The 15,707-nt window shown below is 50.6% G+C and carries 14 protein-coding genes; 7 read left to right on the top strand and 7 right to left on the bottom strand.

What is annotated here, in order from left to right; translation table 11 throughout:
* Window positions 1-16 precede the first annotated feature (16 nt).
* On the top strand, window positions 17-691 hold the full coding sequence (gene rpiA, locus M0220_RS07600) for a ribose-5-phosphate isomerase RpiA (RefSeq protein WP_264019204.1): 675 nt from the start codon (window positions 17-19) through the stop codon (window positions 689-691).
* Here rpiA and waaA read toward each other — a convergent pair.
* Genes waaA through M0220_RS07615 form a run of 3 tightly spaced genes read right to left on the bottom strand, consistent with a single transcriptional unit; the run spans window position 683 to window position 4,489 of the window.
* On the bottom strand, window positions 683-1,972 hold the full coding sequence (waaA, locus tag M0220_RS07605) for a lipid IV(A) 3-deoxy-D-manno-octulosonic acid transferase (RefSeq protein ID WP_030071691.1): 1,290 nt from the start codon (window positions 1,970-1,972) through the stop codon (window positions 683-685). The genes rpiA and waaA overlap by 9 nt on opposite strands.
* Complete coding sequence (hldE, locus tag M0220_RS07610; protein ID WP_030071688.1) at window positions 1,972-3,402, bottom strand: bifunctional D-glycero-beta-D-manno-heptose-7-phosphate kinase/D-glycero-beta-D-manno-heptose 1-phosphate adenylyltransferase HldE; 1,431 nt, start codon at window positions 3,400-3,402, stop codon at window positions 1,972-1,974. The genes waaA and hldE overlap by 1 nt, the downstream gene beginning before the upstream one ends.
* The gene (locus M0220_RS07615) at window positions 3,392-4,489 is read right to left on the bottom strand and encodes a glycosyltransferase family 9 protein (RefSeq protein ID WP_030071686.1); all 1,098 of its coding nucleotides are present in this window, start codon (window positions 4,487-4,489) and stop codon (window positions 3,392-3,394) included. Before M0220_RS07615 ends, hldE begins: the two co-directional genes overlap by 11 nt.
* Here M0220_RS07615 and M0220_RS07620 point away from each other — a divergent pair.
* Window positions 4,488-5,231, top strand: coding sequence for a 3-deoxy-D-manno-octulosonic acid kinase (locus tag M0220_RS07620; protein WP_030071685.1), 744 nt, complete (start codon window positions 4,488-4,490; stop codon window positions 5,229-5,231). The two genes, M0220_RS07615 and M0220_RS07620, sit on opposite strands and share 2 nt — an antisense overlap.
* Window positions 5,232-5,240: 9 nt before the next feature.
* Here M0220_RS07620 and M0220_RS07625 read toward each other — a convergent pair whose 3' ends face one another.
* Together M0220_RS07625 and M0220_RS07630 are read right to left on the bottom strand one after the other, a co-directional pair.
* Window positions 5,241-6,149: a glycosyltransferase family 9 protein gene (locus M0220_RS07625; protein WP_264019056.1), complete on the bottom strand. Its 909-nt coding sequence runs from the start codon at window positions 6,147-6,149 to the stop codon at window positions 5,241-5,243.
* Window positions 6,127-7,176 (bottom strand): glycosyltransferase family 4 protein, encoded by a 1,050-nt coding sequence (locus M0220_RS07630; RefSeq protein WP_030071682.1) that lies wholly within the window; start codon window positions 7,174-7,176, stop codon window positions 6,127-6,129. The genes M0220_RS07625 and M0220_RS07630 overlap by 23 nt, the downstream gene beginning before the upstream one ends.
* Window positions 7,177-7,253: 77 nt before the next feature.
* Between M0220_RS07630 and M0220_RS07635 the strand changes: the two genes are divergently transcribed.
* Together M0220_RS07635 and M0220_RS07640 are read left to right on the top strand one after the other, a co-directional pair.
* On the top strand, window positions 7,254-8,006 hold the full coding sequence (locus M0220_RS07635; RefSeq protein ID WP_030071680.1) for a glycosyltransferase family 2 protein: 753 nt from the start codon (window positions 7,254-7,256) through the stop codon (window positions 8,004-8,006).
* Between the two features lie 134 nt (window positions 8,007-8,140).
* Window positions 8,141-9,799 (top strand): sulfatase-like hydrolase/transferase, encoded by a 1,659-nt coding sequence (locus tag M0220_RS07640; RefSeq protein WP_035536395.1) that lies wholly within the window; start codon window positions 8,141-8,143, stop codon window positions 9,797-9,799.
* On the opposite strand, the gene waaF is transcribed toward M0220_RS07640, so the two are convergent.
* Window positions 9,789-10,835, bottom strand: coding sequence for a lipopolysaccharide heptosyltransferase II (gene waaF, locus M0220_RS07645; protein WP_030071675.1), 1,047 nt, complete (start codon window positions 10,833-10,835; stop codon window positions 9,789-9,791). The genes M0220_RS07640 and waaF overlap by 11 nt on opposite strands.
* Window positions 10,828-11,784: an ADP-glyceromanno-heptose 6-epimerase gene (rfaD, locus tag M0220_RS07650; protein ID WP_264019057.1), complete on the bottom strand. Its 957-nt coding sequence runs from the start codon at window positions 11,782-11,784 to the stop codon at window positions 10,828-10,830. The genes waaF and rfaD overlap by 8 nt, the downstream gene beginning before the upstream one ends.
* Window positions 11,785-11,894: 110 nt before the next feature.
* Here rfaD and glyQ point away from each other — a divergent pair, with 110 nt between their 5' ends.
* The 3 genes from glyQ to gmhB all read left to right on the top strand — a co-directional run bounded on the left by glyQ (window position 11,895) and on the right by gmhB (window position 15,684).
* On the top strand, window positions 11,895-12,854 hold the full coding sequence (gene glyQ / locus M0220_RS07655) for a glycine--tRNA ligase subunit alpha (protein WP_030071671.1): 960 nt from the start codon (window positions 11,895-11,897) through the stop codon (window positions 12,852-12,854).
* Complete coding sequence (gene glyS / locus M0220_RS07660) at window positions 12,854-14,920, top strand: glycine--tRNA ligase subunit beta (RefSeq protein WP_264019058.1); 2,067 nt, start codon at window positions 12,854-12,856, stop codon at window positions 14,918-14,920. The genes glyQ and glyS overlap by 1 nt, the downstream gene beginning before the upstream one ends.
* A 212-nt stretch (window positions 14,921-15,132) precedes the next feature.
* A complete protein-coding gene (gene gmhB / locus M0220_RS07665) occupies window positions 15,133-15,684 on the top strand; it encodes a D-glycero-beta-D-manno-heptose 1,7-bisphosphate 7-phosphatase (protein ID WP_030071667.1) in 552 nt (183 codons plus the stop codon).
* Window positions 15,685-15,707 lie beyond the last annotated feature (23 nt).

Raw genomic sequence — 15,707 nt, forward strand, 5'->3', positions numbered from 1 at the left:
GACGCAGGAAAATATGATGACCCAAGATGAATTGAAAGCGGCCGTAGCGGATGCTGCGATTAAAGAGATTGAGCCTCATCTCGAAAAAGACACCGTGCTAGGCATTGGCACAGGCTCGACCGCGAACCTGTTTATTGATCGTTTAGGACCGCTAAGAGATCGTTTCAAAGGTGCCGTTGCCAGCTCAGAAGCCAGTGCTAAACGCTTACAGGCGCTAGGCATTGAGGTGTTTGAGTTAAATCATGTGGGCGATGTACCTTTTTACATCGATGGAGCAGACGAAGTAAATGCTAACTTACAAATGATTAAAGGCGGAGGCGCAGCGCTTACCCGAGAAAAAATCGTTGCTGCCTGCGCTAAACGCTTTATTTGTATTGCCGATGGCTCTAAATATGTGGCTCAGTTAGGCAACTTTCCGCTACCTGTCGAAGTTATTCCGATGGCGCGCTCCTATGTCGCTCGGGAGTTAGTCAAACTAGGCGCAGACCCCGTCTACCGCCAAGGTGTCGTCACTGATAATGGCAATCAAATTATTGATTGTTTCGACTTTATGATTGACGACCCAGCGTCTATGGAAGCGCGTATTAATGCCATTGTGGGTGTGGTAACGAACGGGTTATTTGCTCAACGCAGTGCTGATGTGCTGCTACTGGGTACAGAGAGCGGCGTCGAGCGCACAGCCTTACGTTAGCCACTGACTGAGCCCATCTAACGTGCGCGCCAGCGCGCCTCGGTGGGTTTCAACGACATCTCGCCCAACATGCCCAATGTGCTGGGCATGTTGTGGGTTTGCCAATAACTCGGCTAGCGCATCAGCCAAGGCATCCGGTGTTTCCACCACGCTTAATGCGCCTGCTGCTATCAGCGGCTCAGCTACATCGCTAAAATTCTCAAGCGAGGAGCCGCAGAGTACCGGCTTACCCAACGCCGCCGGCTCCAACACATTGTGGCCACCAACGGGTACTAAACTGCCACCGACATAAGCCACACTGCCCGCTGCATAGAGCATTGCCAACTCTCCTAGCGTATCCCCCAGGTAGACCTGCGTTTGCGGCGTCACGGCCTCTTGCTGGCTGCGACGGCTTAGTACCCAGCCGCTCTGGGCACACAGCTTGGCTACGTCGTCAAAACGTTGCGGATGACGCGGCACCAATACCAATAACGCAGTTGGAAAGCGCTTCAACAGCTGGCGGTGGGCCTTCAAGAGCAGTGCTTCTTCCCCGTCACGGGTGGAGCCCGCCACCCATACAGGGCGTGCGCTCCAGTTTTGAAGTAAGTGCTCACTCTTCTTTAGAGTTTTTTCTTGAGAAGGTATCTCAAATTTTAACGAACCAACGACACAGGTTACTTCTGCGCGACAACCCAGTGCTTGAAAACGCTCAGCATCTTGCGCCGATTTAGCAGCTAACCACGTAACGTTAGCCAAAGCGCCAGCCATTAGCGGACGCAGCCGCTGATAGCGTGCAAAGGCTCGCGGCGATAGCCGCCCGTTCACTACCGCGACAGGTACTGCTTGTTGGTGGCAAGCATGCAGCAAGTTGGGCCACAGCTCGGTTTCAAACAGAATGGCAAGAGTGGGTTGCACGCGGGTAATAAAGCGCTTGGCCGCTCCCGGAAAATCTAAAGGGAGGAAGCAGTGAGCAAGCCGTACTTGGTCCGTTGCGGTTTGTTCACTGGCGATCGCCTGAACCTGCTGGGCACCCGTCGCAGTCATTGTGGTCAGCAGCAGGCTGTGCTGAGGGTAACGCGCCAGCAAACCCTCTATTAGGGGTCGGGCAGAACGTACTTCCCCCACCGAAGCACAGTGCAACCAAATTCGCGGCGCTGGGGGAAGCGTACCCAAACGCATCCCAAGTCGCTGTAAGCGCGAGTAAGTAAGCACTTGCTCACGCCAGATGCGCCAGCCAATCAACGGAGACAAAACATAGAGCGCCGCTGAATAGAGCAGCCTCGGCCACATCGGTGACGCCATTACCCTTCGCGATCCAGGATGGAGCTAATCATTGCGGTGGTCGATACGCCATCTTCAAAGCCAAGTACTTTCACGTCACCGCCGTTGGCGATAACGGCTTCGCCACCGGCAATATCTTCAGGGCGGTAATCGCCGCCTTTTACTAAAATATCCGGCAAAACGGCTTCAATTAACGCTTGGGGCGTATCGTCACTAAATGGCACGACCCAATCGACAGCGCCCAGCCCTGCCAGCACTTGCATACGACGATTAAGCGGGTTTATTGGCCGCTTAGGGCCTTTTAAGCGGCCAATCGAGGCATCGTCATTTACCGCAACGATAAGGCGATCTCCCAGGCGTTTGGCTTGTTCTAAGTAGGCCACGTGCCCTGCATGGAGAATATCAAAGCAACCATTGGTCATCACTACACGCTCGCCGCGCAGCTGAGCTGCACGCACAGCGTCGACCAGCGGAACTTGGTCAATCACCCCAAACTCAGCTAGTTTGTCGCCATGTAACGCGGTGTATAGCTCGGCTATCGAAAGCGTCGCTGTTCCCGGCTTGGCAACCACCAAGCCTGCCCCCAAATTGGCCAGCATCATCGCTTCCGGCAGCGCGTGCCCCGACGCTAGCGCGAGGCCCATCAAACCAATCACGGTATCACCTGCGCCGGTGACATCGAACACTTCCTGGGCTCGAGTGGGCAAATGGAGCGGTGCGTGACCTTCACGAATGAGGGTCATACCTTTTTCGCTGCGAGTGATCAGTAGCGCTTCTAACTCAAGCTCGGCGCGCAACGCTTCTCCGCGCTGAGCCAGAACATCGTCATTGGCGCAGTGGCCAACTACCGCTTCAAACTCGGTTAAGTTAGGCGTAATCAAACTCGCCCCACGGTACTTACTAAAATCTAGGCCTTTCGGATCAACTAGAACTCGCTTGCCGAAAGCACGAGCCATCTGAACTAATGACTCGACCTGGTTAAGCGTTCCTTTACCGTAGTCAGAGAGAATCATCACATCGCAATCGGGCAGCGCTTTTTCGACCTGTTCCAGCAGTGCTGTGGTATCGACGCTATCGAGGCGCTGCTCAAAATCCAGCCGCAGAAGCTGCTGATTACGACTCATCACACGCAGCTTGGTAATCGTTGGTATCTCTGGGCTTCTTTGAAAGTAAGTACTTACATTTGAAGCCGCCAAACGCGATGTCAGCAGTGCGGCATTGTCGTCCTCTCCCACCACTCCAGCCAGGGCTGCATGACCACCGAGAGAGGCTACATTCAGTGCCACATTCGCCGCGCCACCGGGACGATCATCAGCATCCTCTACACGTACCACTGGCACCGGCGCTTCGGGTGAAATACGCGACGTGCCACCATGCCAATAGCGGTCGAGCATCACATCCCCTACCACCAGTACGCGGGCATGTTCCAGGGCGGTTAAATCAACTCTCATCCGAAGGTCCTGTTGTTGGCTGTACTGCTGTAGATGCCAGCAGCGCGTCTAGCTTAGCAATTACGTCGTCGGCCTTGATTAAATCCATAGCGTCCGCATGACGCACTCGCTGCCCCCAGCTCACCTCATCGACGGATTTATTTAGATATGTACGAACCGCTTCAGGGTAAGCATTGACCGCAAAATCCCGCCAACAATAAGGCGCTGCACGCTGAGGATTGGTGGTCGCGTAGAGGCCAAGCGTGGGTGTACCCATGGCGTTGCCCATGTGCGCCGGCCCGGTATCTGGGGCAATGACCGCACGGGCATTGTCAATCAGCGCTAGTACGCCTTTGAGCGACGTACCGCCGATAGCATTAATAACGCTATCTGGCTGACACAGCGCCTCAATTTGATCGCCGATTTCTCGCTCTAAAGAACTACCACCACCGGTCAGCACGCTCTTCAAACCATGGTGTACCCAAGCATGTTCAATCACGCTGGCATAGCCTTCCACTGACCAATTACGAAAGTTGCGTAACCGCGCGTTGCTGCAAGGATTAATGACCAGATATGGCGTATCGCCACTGACCCCACGAGCTTCCTCATAGGCCAGCGGTGGTACGGCCAGATTCCATTCCAATCGATCATCTTCTACGCCGAGCAAGCGAGCAAAATCCATAAATGACTCTAGCACATGGGCATTCGCACGTGGGGCAAGCTGGTACTGGGTAAACCAATGTTGCTTATCTTTGGCGCGCGCCTTATCGAATCCCACCCGCGCATTGGCTTTGAGTCCAAGCGAAAGCACGCTAGCGCGTATCGCCTGCTGCATGTGTAGCAGTACATCGAAGCGGGTGCCAGAAAGCTCTTTCCAGAGCGCGCGCATACCCGCAAGACCAGTGGACTTGTCATAGACAATAAACTCGACCCCGGAAAGCCCCGCCAGTAAACTGTGCTCCCCCTTGCCGATTATCCAGGTAATATGAGCGTGCGGCCACTGGCGCTGCAACGCTCGCACCGTGGGCACGAGATTGCACACGTCTCCCAACGCGGAGAGGCGCAAAATGGCAATATGGTTAGGTTGAGCAGGCAGAGAGGGCTTCATGCGCTTAGCGGCACTCCGGCAGAAAAATTGGCTGATTTTACATGATTCAGACAGTGTAAGTGACGCCGCCGCGTCACACCAACTGTCACAACCACTGTTACCAACAGGGGCACCCCCTCTTCATCCTGCTCTCTTTTGTGAAGCCTATTGGCGTGAACGCAATTTAGTCATTGGCGAAGCACCAGGGCGTGGGAGCAGTTTATTTCTAAAAGCAGGCGATGCAGAGCAGTGGGTGCTACGCCCTTACCGCCGGGGCGGGTTGATTGCCAAGCTAAGTAAAAAACGTTACCTATGGCTAGGTGAAGAGCGCACTCGGGCTTTTCGTGAGCTTCGCTTAACGGCCACCTTGTATGACCAAGGGCTGCCCGTGCCACGCCCCGTTGCCTGTTGTGTTATGCGTTATGGTCTGACGTATGAAGCCGCGCTCATTACCGTCAGGGTTCCAGGTGCTAGGGCTCTAGCATCGTTACTTTCTACTCACGAGACGGATGAGGCTTTACTTCAGCGCGTAGGTGTAATGATCAAACGCTTCCATCAAGTGGGCCTTGATCATGTGGACCTTAACGCCCGCAATATTTTAATCGACTCTAACGGTGAACCCTGGCTGATTGACCTGGACCGCTGTCGCTTGCGGCCACAAGGAAATTGGCAGGAACACAATATAAAACGTCTAGTAAGGTCGCTAACAAAATTTCATTGCCATCATGTGTTGCCCACAATATTAAAAGGTTATAATAGTTAACCTTTAAATTTAAAATGCAACATCATATTTTAGAATTTTAGATATACACTTTATTATTTCGTCAGGAGTAACTAATGAAAGATCTGTTAGTGATTCAACGTAATCGCTGTTATCTCTTTCAAGAAACCATTCAGACAGATATTTCTTAAAAATAACAACTTGGTTCGCCCCTAATATATGAGCAACATGGGATGGGCCACAATCATTACTGATAAATATTTTACAACTATTTATCAAGCTAAAAAGAGCATTTACATCAGGGCTATGAATAACAAAAAAACCTTCTTTTTCAAGAATCTCCTTTTCCTTTTCTTCTTTAGGCCCGGTTAGAAAAGCAATTTCTTCTGACCTTAACTCTGAAATTTTTCTGGCTAGCTGAATATAATTAGTAAGTGGCCATTTTTTTTCGCCTCCCCCCGCACCAGGAGCAAGTACAATTCTATTTTTTAATACTCCAGCGGATTCAATATCATTTTTCAAATATGGAGTGATATCCAACGTCGATGTCACTCCTAGAAGTGACAAAAAAAGGTCAGCTCTGTAGTTAGTTACATCAAGAGGTACTGAATACGTATAAAGCGCTCCGAATTTTTTAAACCCTATTCTATAAGGAATTCTCAGCTTTAACATTTGCAGAGAAGTCCCAACACTAGAAGGACGCAGATTAAAGCCAATATCAAACTTGTATTTCCTACTTAAGCTATCTGTGCCAAAGCCATCAATTACTTCAAGTGCATTTATAAAACCTGCTTCAACTAGAAAATCTGCCCCTGAGTTTTTAGAGACACCCACCAATGTAGCATTGGGATATCTTTCCTTAACTGCGACTAAAAAAGGAATATGAACTACATATGCACCAAAAAAAGGCCTGTTATGTAAAAAAATAGCGATGCATTTAACTTTTAAAAAATCGTTCATTTAAAACAGCTCCTTCATAGGCATCGAGATAACTTTCAGCCATTTTTTCTTTACTATAAAACTCTAAAAGATGACGTGCATTTTCAACAAAAGACTCTCTCATAGATTTATTTTTTACTAATTTCACTATCCAGCTCTCGATTTCCTCAGTACTCCCTGGCGTTACTAAAATGCCTGTTTCACCATTCTTAATTAAATCAGGAATACCACCAACATTACTAGCAATAATAGGTACATTTGCATCCATAACATCTAAAAGAACTGACCCTAGTCCTTCGTTGCGAGATGGGAAAACAAAAAGATCCAGCGCTGGAATGAAATCGCCAATGTTAGACTTAAAGCCTGCCCATACAACATTTTTTAAGTGACTGCTTTCAGAGTGAAGCGCTTCCTCATCCTCACCTCGACCAAAAAAAACGAACAGCACTTCGGGATGGCTATGCTGTAATCGTGCTGCAGCCTCAAGTAGTATCCGCTGTCCTTTATGACGATCAACTAATGCACCAATATGGCCCACAATAAAGCGACCTGGATAGCTAGCGCGAAAGTGAGCAGCTACTTCGGGATCCGCTGTAAACCCCGTCATCGCACTAGGAATAGTCAACACATCATGCTTACTCCAGCATGATAACTGTTGTCGAATAATCGATGAAATAGCCACACAGCAATCTGCATCACTATAGAACAGTCGATTCACCAATTTATCTTTAATCGGTGTATCTACTCGGCGAGTCAACACATAGGGCGTACCGTATATACGCTTATGCAACCACGCCCAGTGCACCGCTTTAGCTTCATGAGCATGCACTACCGATGCGTGGCCGGCTTGCCTATGCCCAGCAATCTGCTGGTTAGCATCCACAAATCTTAAGTTCTCAATGCATAGAAGTTCATTACGCAATGGAGAATCTTTCCTGCATACCAACGTTTGCTGATCTACATGACGTTGCAAGGCTTGAATTAACAGCGCTGTCTGGCGTTCTCCACCGCGGAAACCTTTAGCAAGATTAACGTGAATAATATGCAAATTTTCCTCATACAAATCGTTGCCATCACCCTGGTATAGTACTGTATCTACCAACCACCAGTGCAGGATTTAAATAAATGCCTATGGATGTGAGTGTCGTTATCATTACTCGCAATGCGGCTGCGACACTTAGCCGAACATTAGACGCCTTGACGTGCTATGACGATGTCGTGGTATATGACAACGGCTCCACAGACGAAACATGCAGTATTGTACAAGCCTACTCCAATACAACATTACACCATGGTGCATTTTTAGGCTTTGGCCTTACCAAACGTACTGCCGTATCGTTAGCAAAATATGATTGGATCTTATCAATAGATGCTGACGAAGCGCCGACAAAAGAGCTCAACGCTGCGATTAATGACTGGGTAGCCACTGCCACACCTCAACAGGCTGGTAAAATATTGCGTGAAAACTGGATGCTGGGTAAACCCGTTCGCCACTCCGGCTGGGGAAATGACTGGTTAGTTCGGCTGTTTAATCGTAACACATGCAACTTTAATGATGCTGCTGTTCATGAGTCAGTAAACTTAGAAAAAAATACAGAAGTTTCTCGGCTTAATGGAAAAATTGAACATCTTGCCATTAACGACCTCGCCCAGTTCCTTGATAAGATAAATCGCTATTCAGACCTTCGTGCATCATCAAAAAAACTCAAACATCATCCTTTTTCACTCATATTTCTCAAGGCTCTGTTTGCATTTATACGCACTTATTTTTTTCGCCTCGGCATACTAGATGGCTGGCGTGGACTTACCATATCTGTTGCTAATGCAAATGGTGTTTTTTGGAAATATGCCAAAAATAATGTTAATAGCCGCCTATAATACATTGTAAATTTTTCTATCACGACGTGTTGATATCACTAAAGATATCTCTACTACTGGGCAGTCTCCACCTGATCTTGTGATCAAGAGGCCCCGTATTTCTTTACTCTATCAACACTCGTTTCTGGAGACGCATGCCAGCACCAAGGTCACTCAAACTTACTCCATGGCTGCCACTGCTCGTTATCGGTATCTGTCTTGGCTATGCCATCACCGTCCTAACTCGGCTGCCTTGGTGGACGCTATTTTTCACAGCCGCTCTATGGATCAGCATTGGTCTTAAGCTGCGCTGGGGCGCGCCGCTAAACGCTCGCTATCGCCGGATGTGGCCTTGGTCGCTGATACCACTCAGCTTGCTAGGCGTCTATATCTATTTAGCTGATAGTTTTGGCAATGTCGATTTAGGCGCCGTGTTTTTCCACCTTCAAGCCGGCATGGCCGAGCATGGCGGTGCTGGAAAAATGATCACTGCGGTTATTTACACGGCGAGTGTGCTCGCCGTGCTGGCATCGGTTACCTGGATTACTCGGCATGATCAGCGTTGGCGACTAGCTGAACGTTTTGTTGCACTTCTCTTGCTAGCCGCAAATCCGATGCTATACGGTTTAGGGCAGCGCAGCGCAGCTATTGTAACGGATGATGGTGCTTGGTTAGATCGACGTTACGTGCCACCGCCCACGGAAGACCAAGTCAATGCGCCTAACCTATTGGTCATGTACTTGGAAAGTATTGAACGCACGTATAGCAATGAGCTATTTGGTGATGCTTACGCTGATTTAACCGCACTAGGCGAACGCGGGCTGGTCTTTGAGGGTATCCAGCAAATGGAAAACACTGGCTGGACCATGGCGGGTATGATTGCTAGCCAGTGTGGTGTGCCACTGATGCCTGCAGGGCTGTTACACGATAGTCAGTTCGATCCACTATCTAAAGTCGTTCCCGGGGTTGATTGCCTAGGCGATGTGTTAGCCGCTCAAGGCTATCGTCTTAGCTATTTGGGTGGGGCCAGCACCCAGTTTGCTGGTAAAGGCCTTTTCTACCGAGGCCATCAGTTTAATACAGTAAAAGGAAAGGAGGAGCTATCGGCGGAACTCGATGACCCAGAGTACGTTAATAGCTGGGGACTCTACGACGATACACTTTACGATTTTACTGTGGATGAGATTCGTCGTTTGAGTGAAGAGGATGACGGCCCCTGGGCAGTGGTTAATCTAAGCATTGCTGGTCATGCTCCTGGCGGCTTCCCCTCCCAAACGTGCCTAGACCGCCAGGGTGAGTTCGATGGTCAGGATATCTTATATTCGGTGAAATGTTCGGCTAGCCAAGCGCGCGATCTTATTGAGCGCCTTGAACAAGAAGGTCTACTCGAAAACACCTTAGTTGTCGTCCTTAGCGATCACCTCACGATGCGCGTGTCAGTTTGGGATCAACTGACAACACTTGAGCGAGACAATACGCTAATCATGCTAGGGGATGACATCACACCACTGACAGTGCGGCGGGGAGCGACAATGTTAGACGTATTCCCCACTATTTTGGATGCCATGGGACTACCACTTACTAACAACCGTGCAGGGCTTGGCGCGTCATTACTTAGCAATCAACCAACATTGGTAGAAACACATGGGCTTGAGGTGCTTAACGAGCGGCTCAGAGAAGAGACCGCGTTACAGCACCGTCTTTGGGAAGGACTGACTCCTCAACGACGTAAACCGCAAGATAATGAGAGTGCCGACCAACAGGTTATAGAAGCGCCTGCTGATCAGGCCGATGAAGTCGAGATTATGCGTTAACATTAACGCCGTTAGCGCGCTGACTATCGACACGCATCGCTCGGTATACTTGCTCTACTTCTAGCTCATTCAAACAGTTGGTATGCCCCAGCGGGCAGGTACGCTTAAAGCAAGGTGAGCAGGAAAGTGCTAAATAGTGAATGACGGCATTATCGGTTAGGGGCGGTGTGTAAGCAGGTGATGAAGAACCGTAAAGAGCGTGAATACGCACCCCCACCGCGGCGGCCACGTGCATTAAGCCTGAGTCGTTGGTAACTACTTGACGACAGTCTGCTAACAGATCAACGGCATCCGCCAATTGGGTTTTACCGCACAAGTTATGCGCATGGGGCAGTTCTTTTACAATGTTCTCACCTGCAGTATGGTCTTTAGGCCCACCAAACACACGCACTTCAAATCCGTCTTTGATCAGCCGCGCTGCTAACTCATGAAAATAACCTAATGGCCACTGCTTAGCAGGTCCGTACTCAGCACCAGGCATCATGCCAATCGCAGGTCGTGACGACAGCGCATGGGTAAGACGTAAGTTGACTAGGTTATCTCGATCAATCGTTAATCGCGGTGTGGGGATCGCAAATTCACCACGCATTGCCTCTTCCAGAGGTAGCCCCAAAGAAACAAACCGCTTCACCGTTTGGTTCAACACTTGTTTATCTAGCTTACGCCTCTCCTTCAACAAACCGTAACGGTGTTCACCCAAAAAGCCGATACGCTCAGGAATACGTGCCATAAAAGGAACTAGCGCTGCTTTCCAGGAGCGCGGAAGAACAATGGCACGATCAAAGCGCCCCCGTAAACGCACCGCCAGCTCACGGCGGTTGGCAAGACCAAACTCGCCATGCCCTACAGCCAATGAAAGCACTTCATCGACTTCAGGCATGCGCTCAAGGATAGGCTTTGACCAAGCAGGCGCCACTACGCCTAGGGTTGATCCTGGATAGCGTGCTTTAAGGGTGATGAACAGGCTTTGCGCCATCACCATATCGCCGACCCAGGATGGGCCGACCACCAATATGCGCTTGGCAGAATTAGCCATTTAGCCACTCCAAATAGGCTTTCACACCTTGGGCGACGGTCTTGAATTCGACATCACACCCTGAGGCACGCAGATTGCTAATATCTGCCCGAGTGTAGCTTTGATAGCGTCCTTTAAGCTCTTCAGGGAAAGGGATGTAGTCAATTTGCCCTTGGCCATAAAACTCAATCACCGTCTCGCCAATCGCTTTGAATGGCTCTGCACGTCCGGTGCCCAAATTGAAAATACCCGAGGCATGGGGGTTGTCTAAAAACCAAAGATTGACGTCAACCACATCACCAACATAAACAAAGTCGCGACTTTGCATACCAGCTTCGTAACCGCCGTAAGCGCCAAATAGCTTTAAGGTTTCACCATTACAAATTTGCAAATGGTTATGGTAAGCCACACTCGCCATCTTGCCCTTATGCTGTTCACGGGGACCATAAACATTGAAATAACGAAAACCCACTACTTGTGTCGTCAACTCATCCCAGCGAGAACGTACGTGCTGATCAAACAGCAGTTTAGAGTAGCCGTATACGTTGAGCGGTTTTTCATGCTCAGGCGCTTCTTTGAACACCTCACTGCCACCGTAAGTTGCCGCTGACGATGCATACAAAAACGGGATGCCAAACTTTTCACAGTAGTTCAACAACACCTTAGAGTACTCGTAGTTATTCTCCATCATGTAGTGCCCGTCCCACTCTGTCGTGTCGGAGCACGCACCTTCGTGGAAAATCGCATCGATGGTTGGTAGATCCACCGATTCACCTCGCAATGCAGCCTTTACTCGCGTTAAAAAGTCATCTTTGTCTAAGTAATCGGCCAGCGTGCAGTCAGCCAAATTAATAAACTTGGTACCATCACGCAGATCGTCGACCACCATTACATCATCGCGTCCGCGAGCGTTCAGCGCTTTGACAATATTGGCACCGATAAAACCGGCCCCGCCTGTTACCACGATCATCGCGTTCTCCTTACCAAAAGCGGCTCTGTTGGCTAACGTGCCTATAACCCATCTCTATGTGATTGTATACTTGACGGCTTATGAATTCATGGCCAACGGTGCTTTCCGCGATGAGTGTCTCGACAAACCAATCGACACCTGATGTGTCGACCTTTCAAGGCTTGATCCTTGCTCTGCAACAGTACTGGGCAGAACAAGGCTGTGTCATTCTCCAACCTCTCGATATGGAAGTCGGCGCGGGCACCTTCCACCCTGCCACCTTCCTACGGGCAATTGGCCCAGAAAACTGGAATGCTGCCTATGTGCAGCCTTCCCGCCGCCCGACAGATGGCCGCTATGGGGAAAACCCCAATCGTTTGCAGCACTACTACCAATTCCAGGTGGTAATGAAGCCGTCGCCCAGCAATCTACAAGATTTATACCTAGGCTCACTAAAACGCCTAGGGCTCGACCCGCTTATCCATGATGTGCGCTTCGTGGAAGATAACTGGGAATCCCCCACCCTGGGCGCCTGGGGTCTTGGTTGGGAGGTGTGGCTCAACGGCATGGAAGTCACCCAGTTCACCTACTTCCAGCAAGCAGGCGGCATTGAGTGCTACCCCGTTACAGGTGAGCTCACCTATGGGCTTGAGCGTATCGCCATGTACCTGCAAAACGTCGATAGCGTTTATGACCTGGTGTGGGCCATCGCGCCTGACGGCAGCAAGGTCAGCTACGGCGACGTCTACCTTCAGAATGAACGTGAGCAGTCAGCCTATAACTTTGAGCACGCGGATGTTGATCAGCTGTTCGCCTCCTTTGACCATCAGGAAAAAGAGTGCAGCAAACTCCTAGCCGCCAGCCTGCCACTGCCAGCCTACGAGCAGGTGCTCAAAGCGTCTCACACGTTTAACCTGTTGGATGCTCGCCATGCGATTTCAGTGACCGAACGCCAGCGTTTTATTCTGCGCGTTCGCACCATGGCACGCGACGTTGCTACCGCTTATTTTGAGTCTCGTAAAGCAGCAGGCTTCCCCATGGCCCCCGAGGCCCTGCGCCGCGAACTACTAGCCGATCAGGGAGACGCATAATGGCTGTTGATACGCTTTTATTAGAACTAGGTGCAGAAGAGCTTCCCCCCACAGCGCTGGATGCGCTTTCTGACGCCTTTGCAGCCGGCATTGAAAAAGGCCTGCAAGAAGCCGAGATTCCGTTCCAAAGCGTCATTGCTTACGCGACCCCACGCCGTTTAGCGGTACAAGTTATTGGCCTTGAAGACAAACAGCCTGATCGTGAGGTTGAGCGCCGTGGCCCTGCCCTAGCCGCTGCATACAAGGATGGCGTGCCCACCAAAGCAGCCGAAGGCTTCGCGCGCTCTTGCGGCGTCAGCGTTGATGAGCTGATTCACCTGGAAACCGATAAAGGTACTTGGCTTGGTTTCCGCGAACAGCAGCAAGGCGAGACTGTACAGGCGCTACTGCCAGAGATGGTTCGCAAAACGCTGCAGTCGCTACCGGTACCTAAAAACATGCGCTGGGGCTCCTCTCGCGTTGAGTTCTCCCGCCCGGTTCACTGGCTGGTTGCGCTTTATGGCAGCGACGTTATTGCCGCCGAGGCGCTTGGCCTTCAAGCCAGCCGCACCACCTACGGCCACCGTTTCCACGCACCAGATGCTATACAGCTTGAGCACGCTGATGACTACCTAGCTGCACTTGAAAATGCCTATGTGCTGGCTGATCGCCAACGCCGTCGCGAGCGTATCCGAGAGCAAGTATTAGCCGAAGCCGAGGTACAAGAAGCCAACGCCGTGATTGATGAGGACCTGCTAGTTGAAGTTAGCGGGTTAGTTGAATGGCCGGTCGCGTTGACGGGTAGTTTCGATGAGCGTTTTCTGGAAGTGCCTGCCGAATGCTTGATCTCTTCTATGAAGGCCAACCAAAAATATTTCCACCTGCTGGATGATCAGGGCAATCTAAAACCGCTGTTTATCACTATTTCAAACATCGAAAGCCAGGATCCTGATCAGGTCATTTCCGGTAACGAAAAGGTTATTCGGCCACGCTTAGCGGATGCTGCCTTCTTCTATGACACGGATCGCAAGCAAACGCTTGCCTCGCGTATTCCTCAGCTAGAAAGCGTCGTATTCCAGCAACAGTTAGGCACGCTGGCAGATAAAGCCCGCCGCAGCACGGCGATTGCTACCTTTATCGCTGAGCGCATCAAGGGCGATGTGGAGCATGCCCAACGCGCGGTGGCATTGGCCAAGTGCGACTTGGTCACCGAAATGGTGCTCGAATTCCCAGAGCTCCAGGGCATTATGGGCCGCTATTATGCCGAGCAAGATGGCGAGCCTGCCGACGTTGCCCAGGCATTGGAGGAGCAGTACCTGCCCCGCTTTGCCAGCGACGACATTCCGCAGAGTCTCACCGGCCAAGCGCTAGCGTTGGCTGACCGGCTCGATACGCTTATCGGTATTTTCGGCATTGGCCAGCGTCCAACCGGTGCGAAAGACCCCTTCGCTCTTCGCCGTGCCTCCATTGGTGTGTTGAACATCCTGATCAAAGGTGAGCTAAACCTGGATCTCCGCGAGCTACTTGACGTGGCCGCAGAACAGCACCAGGGGCTACCCAAGGCGGATGGTTTAGTGGAAGACGTGCTGACGTATATGTTGGATCGCTTCCGCGCCTGGGGACAGGAAGAAGGCATTAGTGCAGAAATGTACTTAGCGGTTCGCGCTCGCCCGGTCACTAAACCACTGGATTTTGCTCGCCGCTTACGTGCCGTTAAAGCCTTTGCTCAACGTGAGGAAGCCGCTGCGTTAGCCGCTGCCAACAAGCGTGTTTCAAATATCCTGAGCAAGCAAGAACATAACGGTAGTACCCAGGTTGATCAGAGCCTGCTTCAAGAAGATGCTGAGAAGACGCTATTCAATGCAGTAACAGCCAGCCAGCAACAAGTGGCTCCGTTATTTGCAGCAGGTGACTACCAGCAGGCGCTAGATGCGCTGGCGATGCTTCGCAAGCCTGTCGATGCTTTCTTCGATCAGGTTATGGTCATGGCCGACGACAACGCTGTTCGCCATAATCGCTTAGCGCTACTTGCCAGCCTGCAGGCGCTTTTTCTGGAAGTGGCGGATATTTCACAGCTGCCACAGTAAATACGCGCATCACAATCGGCTAATCCTGGTGTAGACACAGCAGCCCGGCTTCTCGCAAGCCGGGCTTTTTTGGCTTGTTACCACTATATTGTCGCTTTTCTCCAGACTAAACTCAGCGTTCTGCTGGCTGCTTGTTTCACGTGAAACACTCGCCCAATTGCTAAGCGCTTATTACTCTTATAGATGACCGTGGTGTGCTATTAAGGAGTTCTATGATCTCAGCTAACCAACTGGTGATACTCGATCGTGACGGTGTCATCAATCACGACTCCGATGCTTATATTAAATCACTAGAGGAGTGGATACCCTACCCTTCTGCAATCGATGCAATTGCCCAACTGGCCCAGGCAGGGTATACCGTGGCAATAGCTACCAATCAGTCGGGTATTGCACGAGGCTATTATGATGAGGCAACGCTTCACTTAATGCATGAGCGTCTAACAACGCTAGTTGAAGCGAAAGGTGGGCATATTGCACATATTGCTTACTGCCCTCACGGCCCCGATGAACAGTGCGCTTGTCGAAAACCATTACCAGGATTGCTGTTGCAAATTCAGCAGCGATTAGGAATGGAGAGTATCATTGGCAGTTGGATGGTCGGCGACAGCCTACGAGATCTACAAGCCGGTGAAGCAGTCGGGTGCCAGCCAGTGTTGGTCAGAACAGGCAAAGGAGAGAAAACGCTAGCAAATCATAAAGGACTTGAGAACACGCTGGTTTATTCAGACCTAGCTGCGTTTGCAGATTGGCTATGCAAACAGTAGCAATTTATTTTTCTTCCAATTTA

This window comes from Halomonas qinghailakensis (assembly GCF_025820815.1).
GTDB lineage: Bacteria > Pseudomonadota > Gammaproteobacteria > Pseudomonadales > Halomonadaceae > Vreelandella > Vreelandella qaidamensis.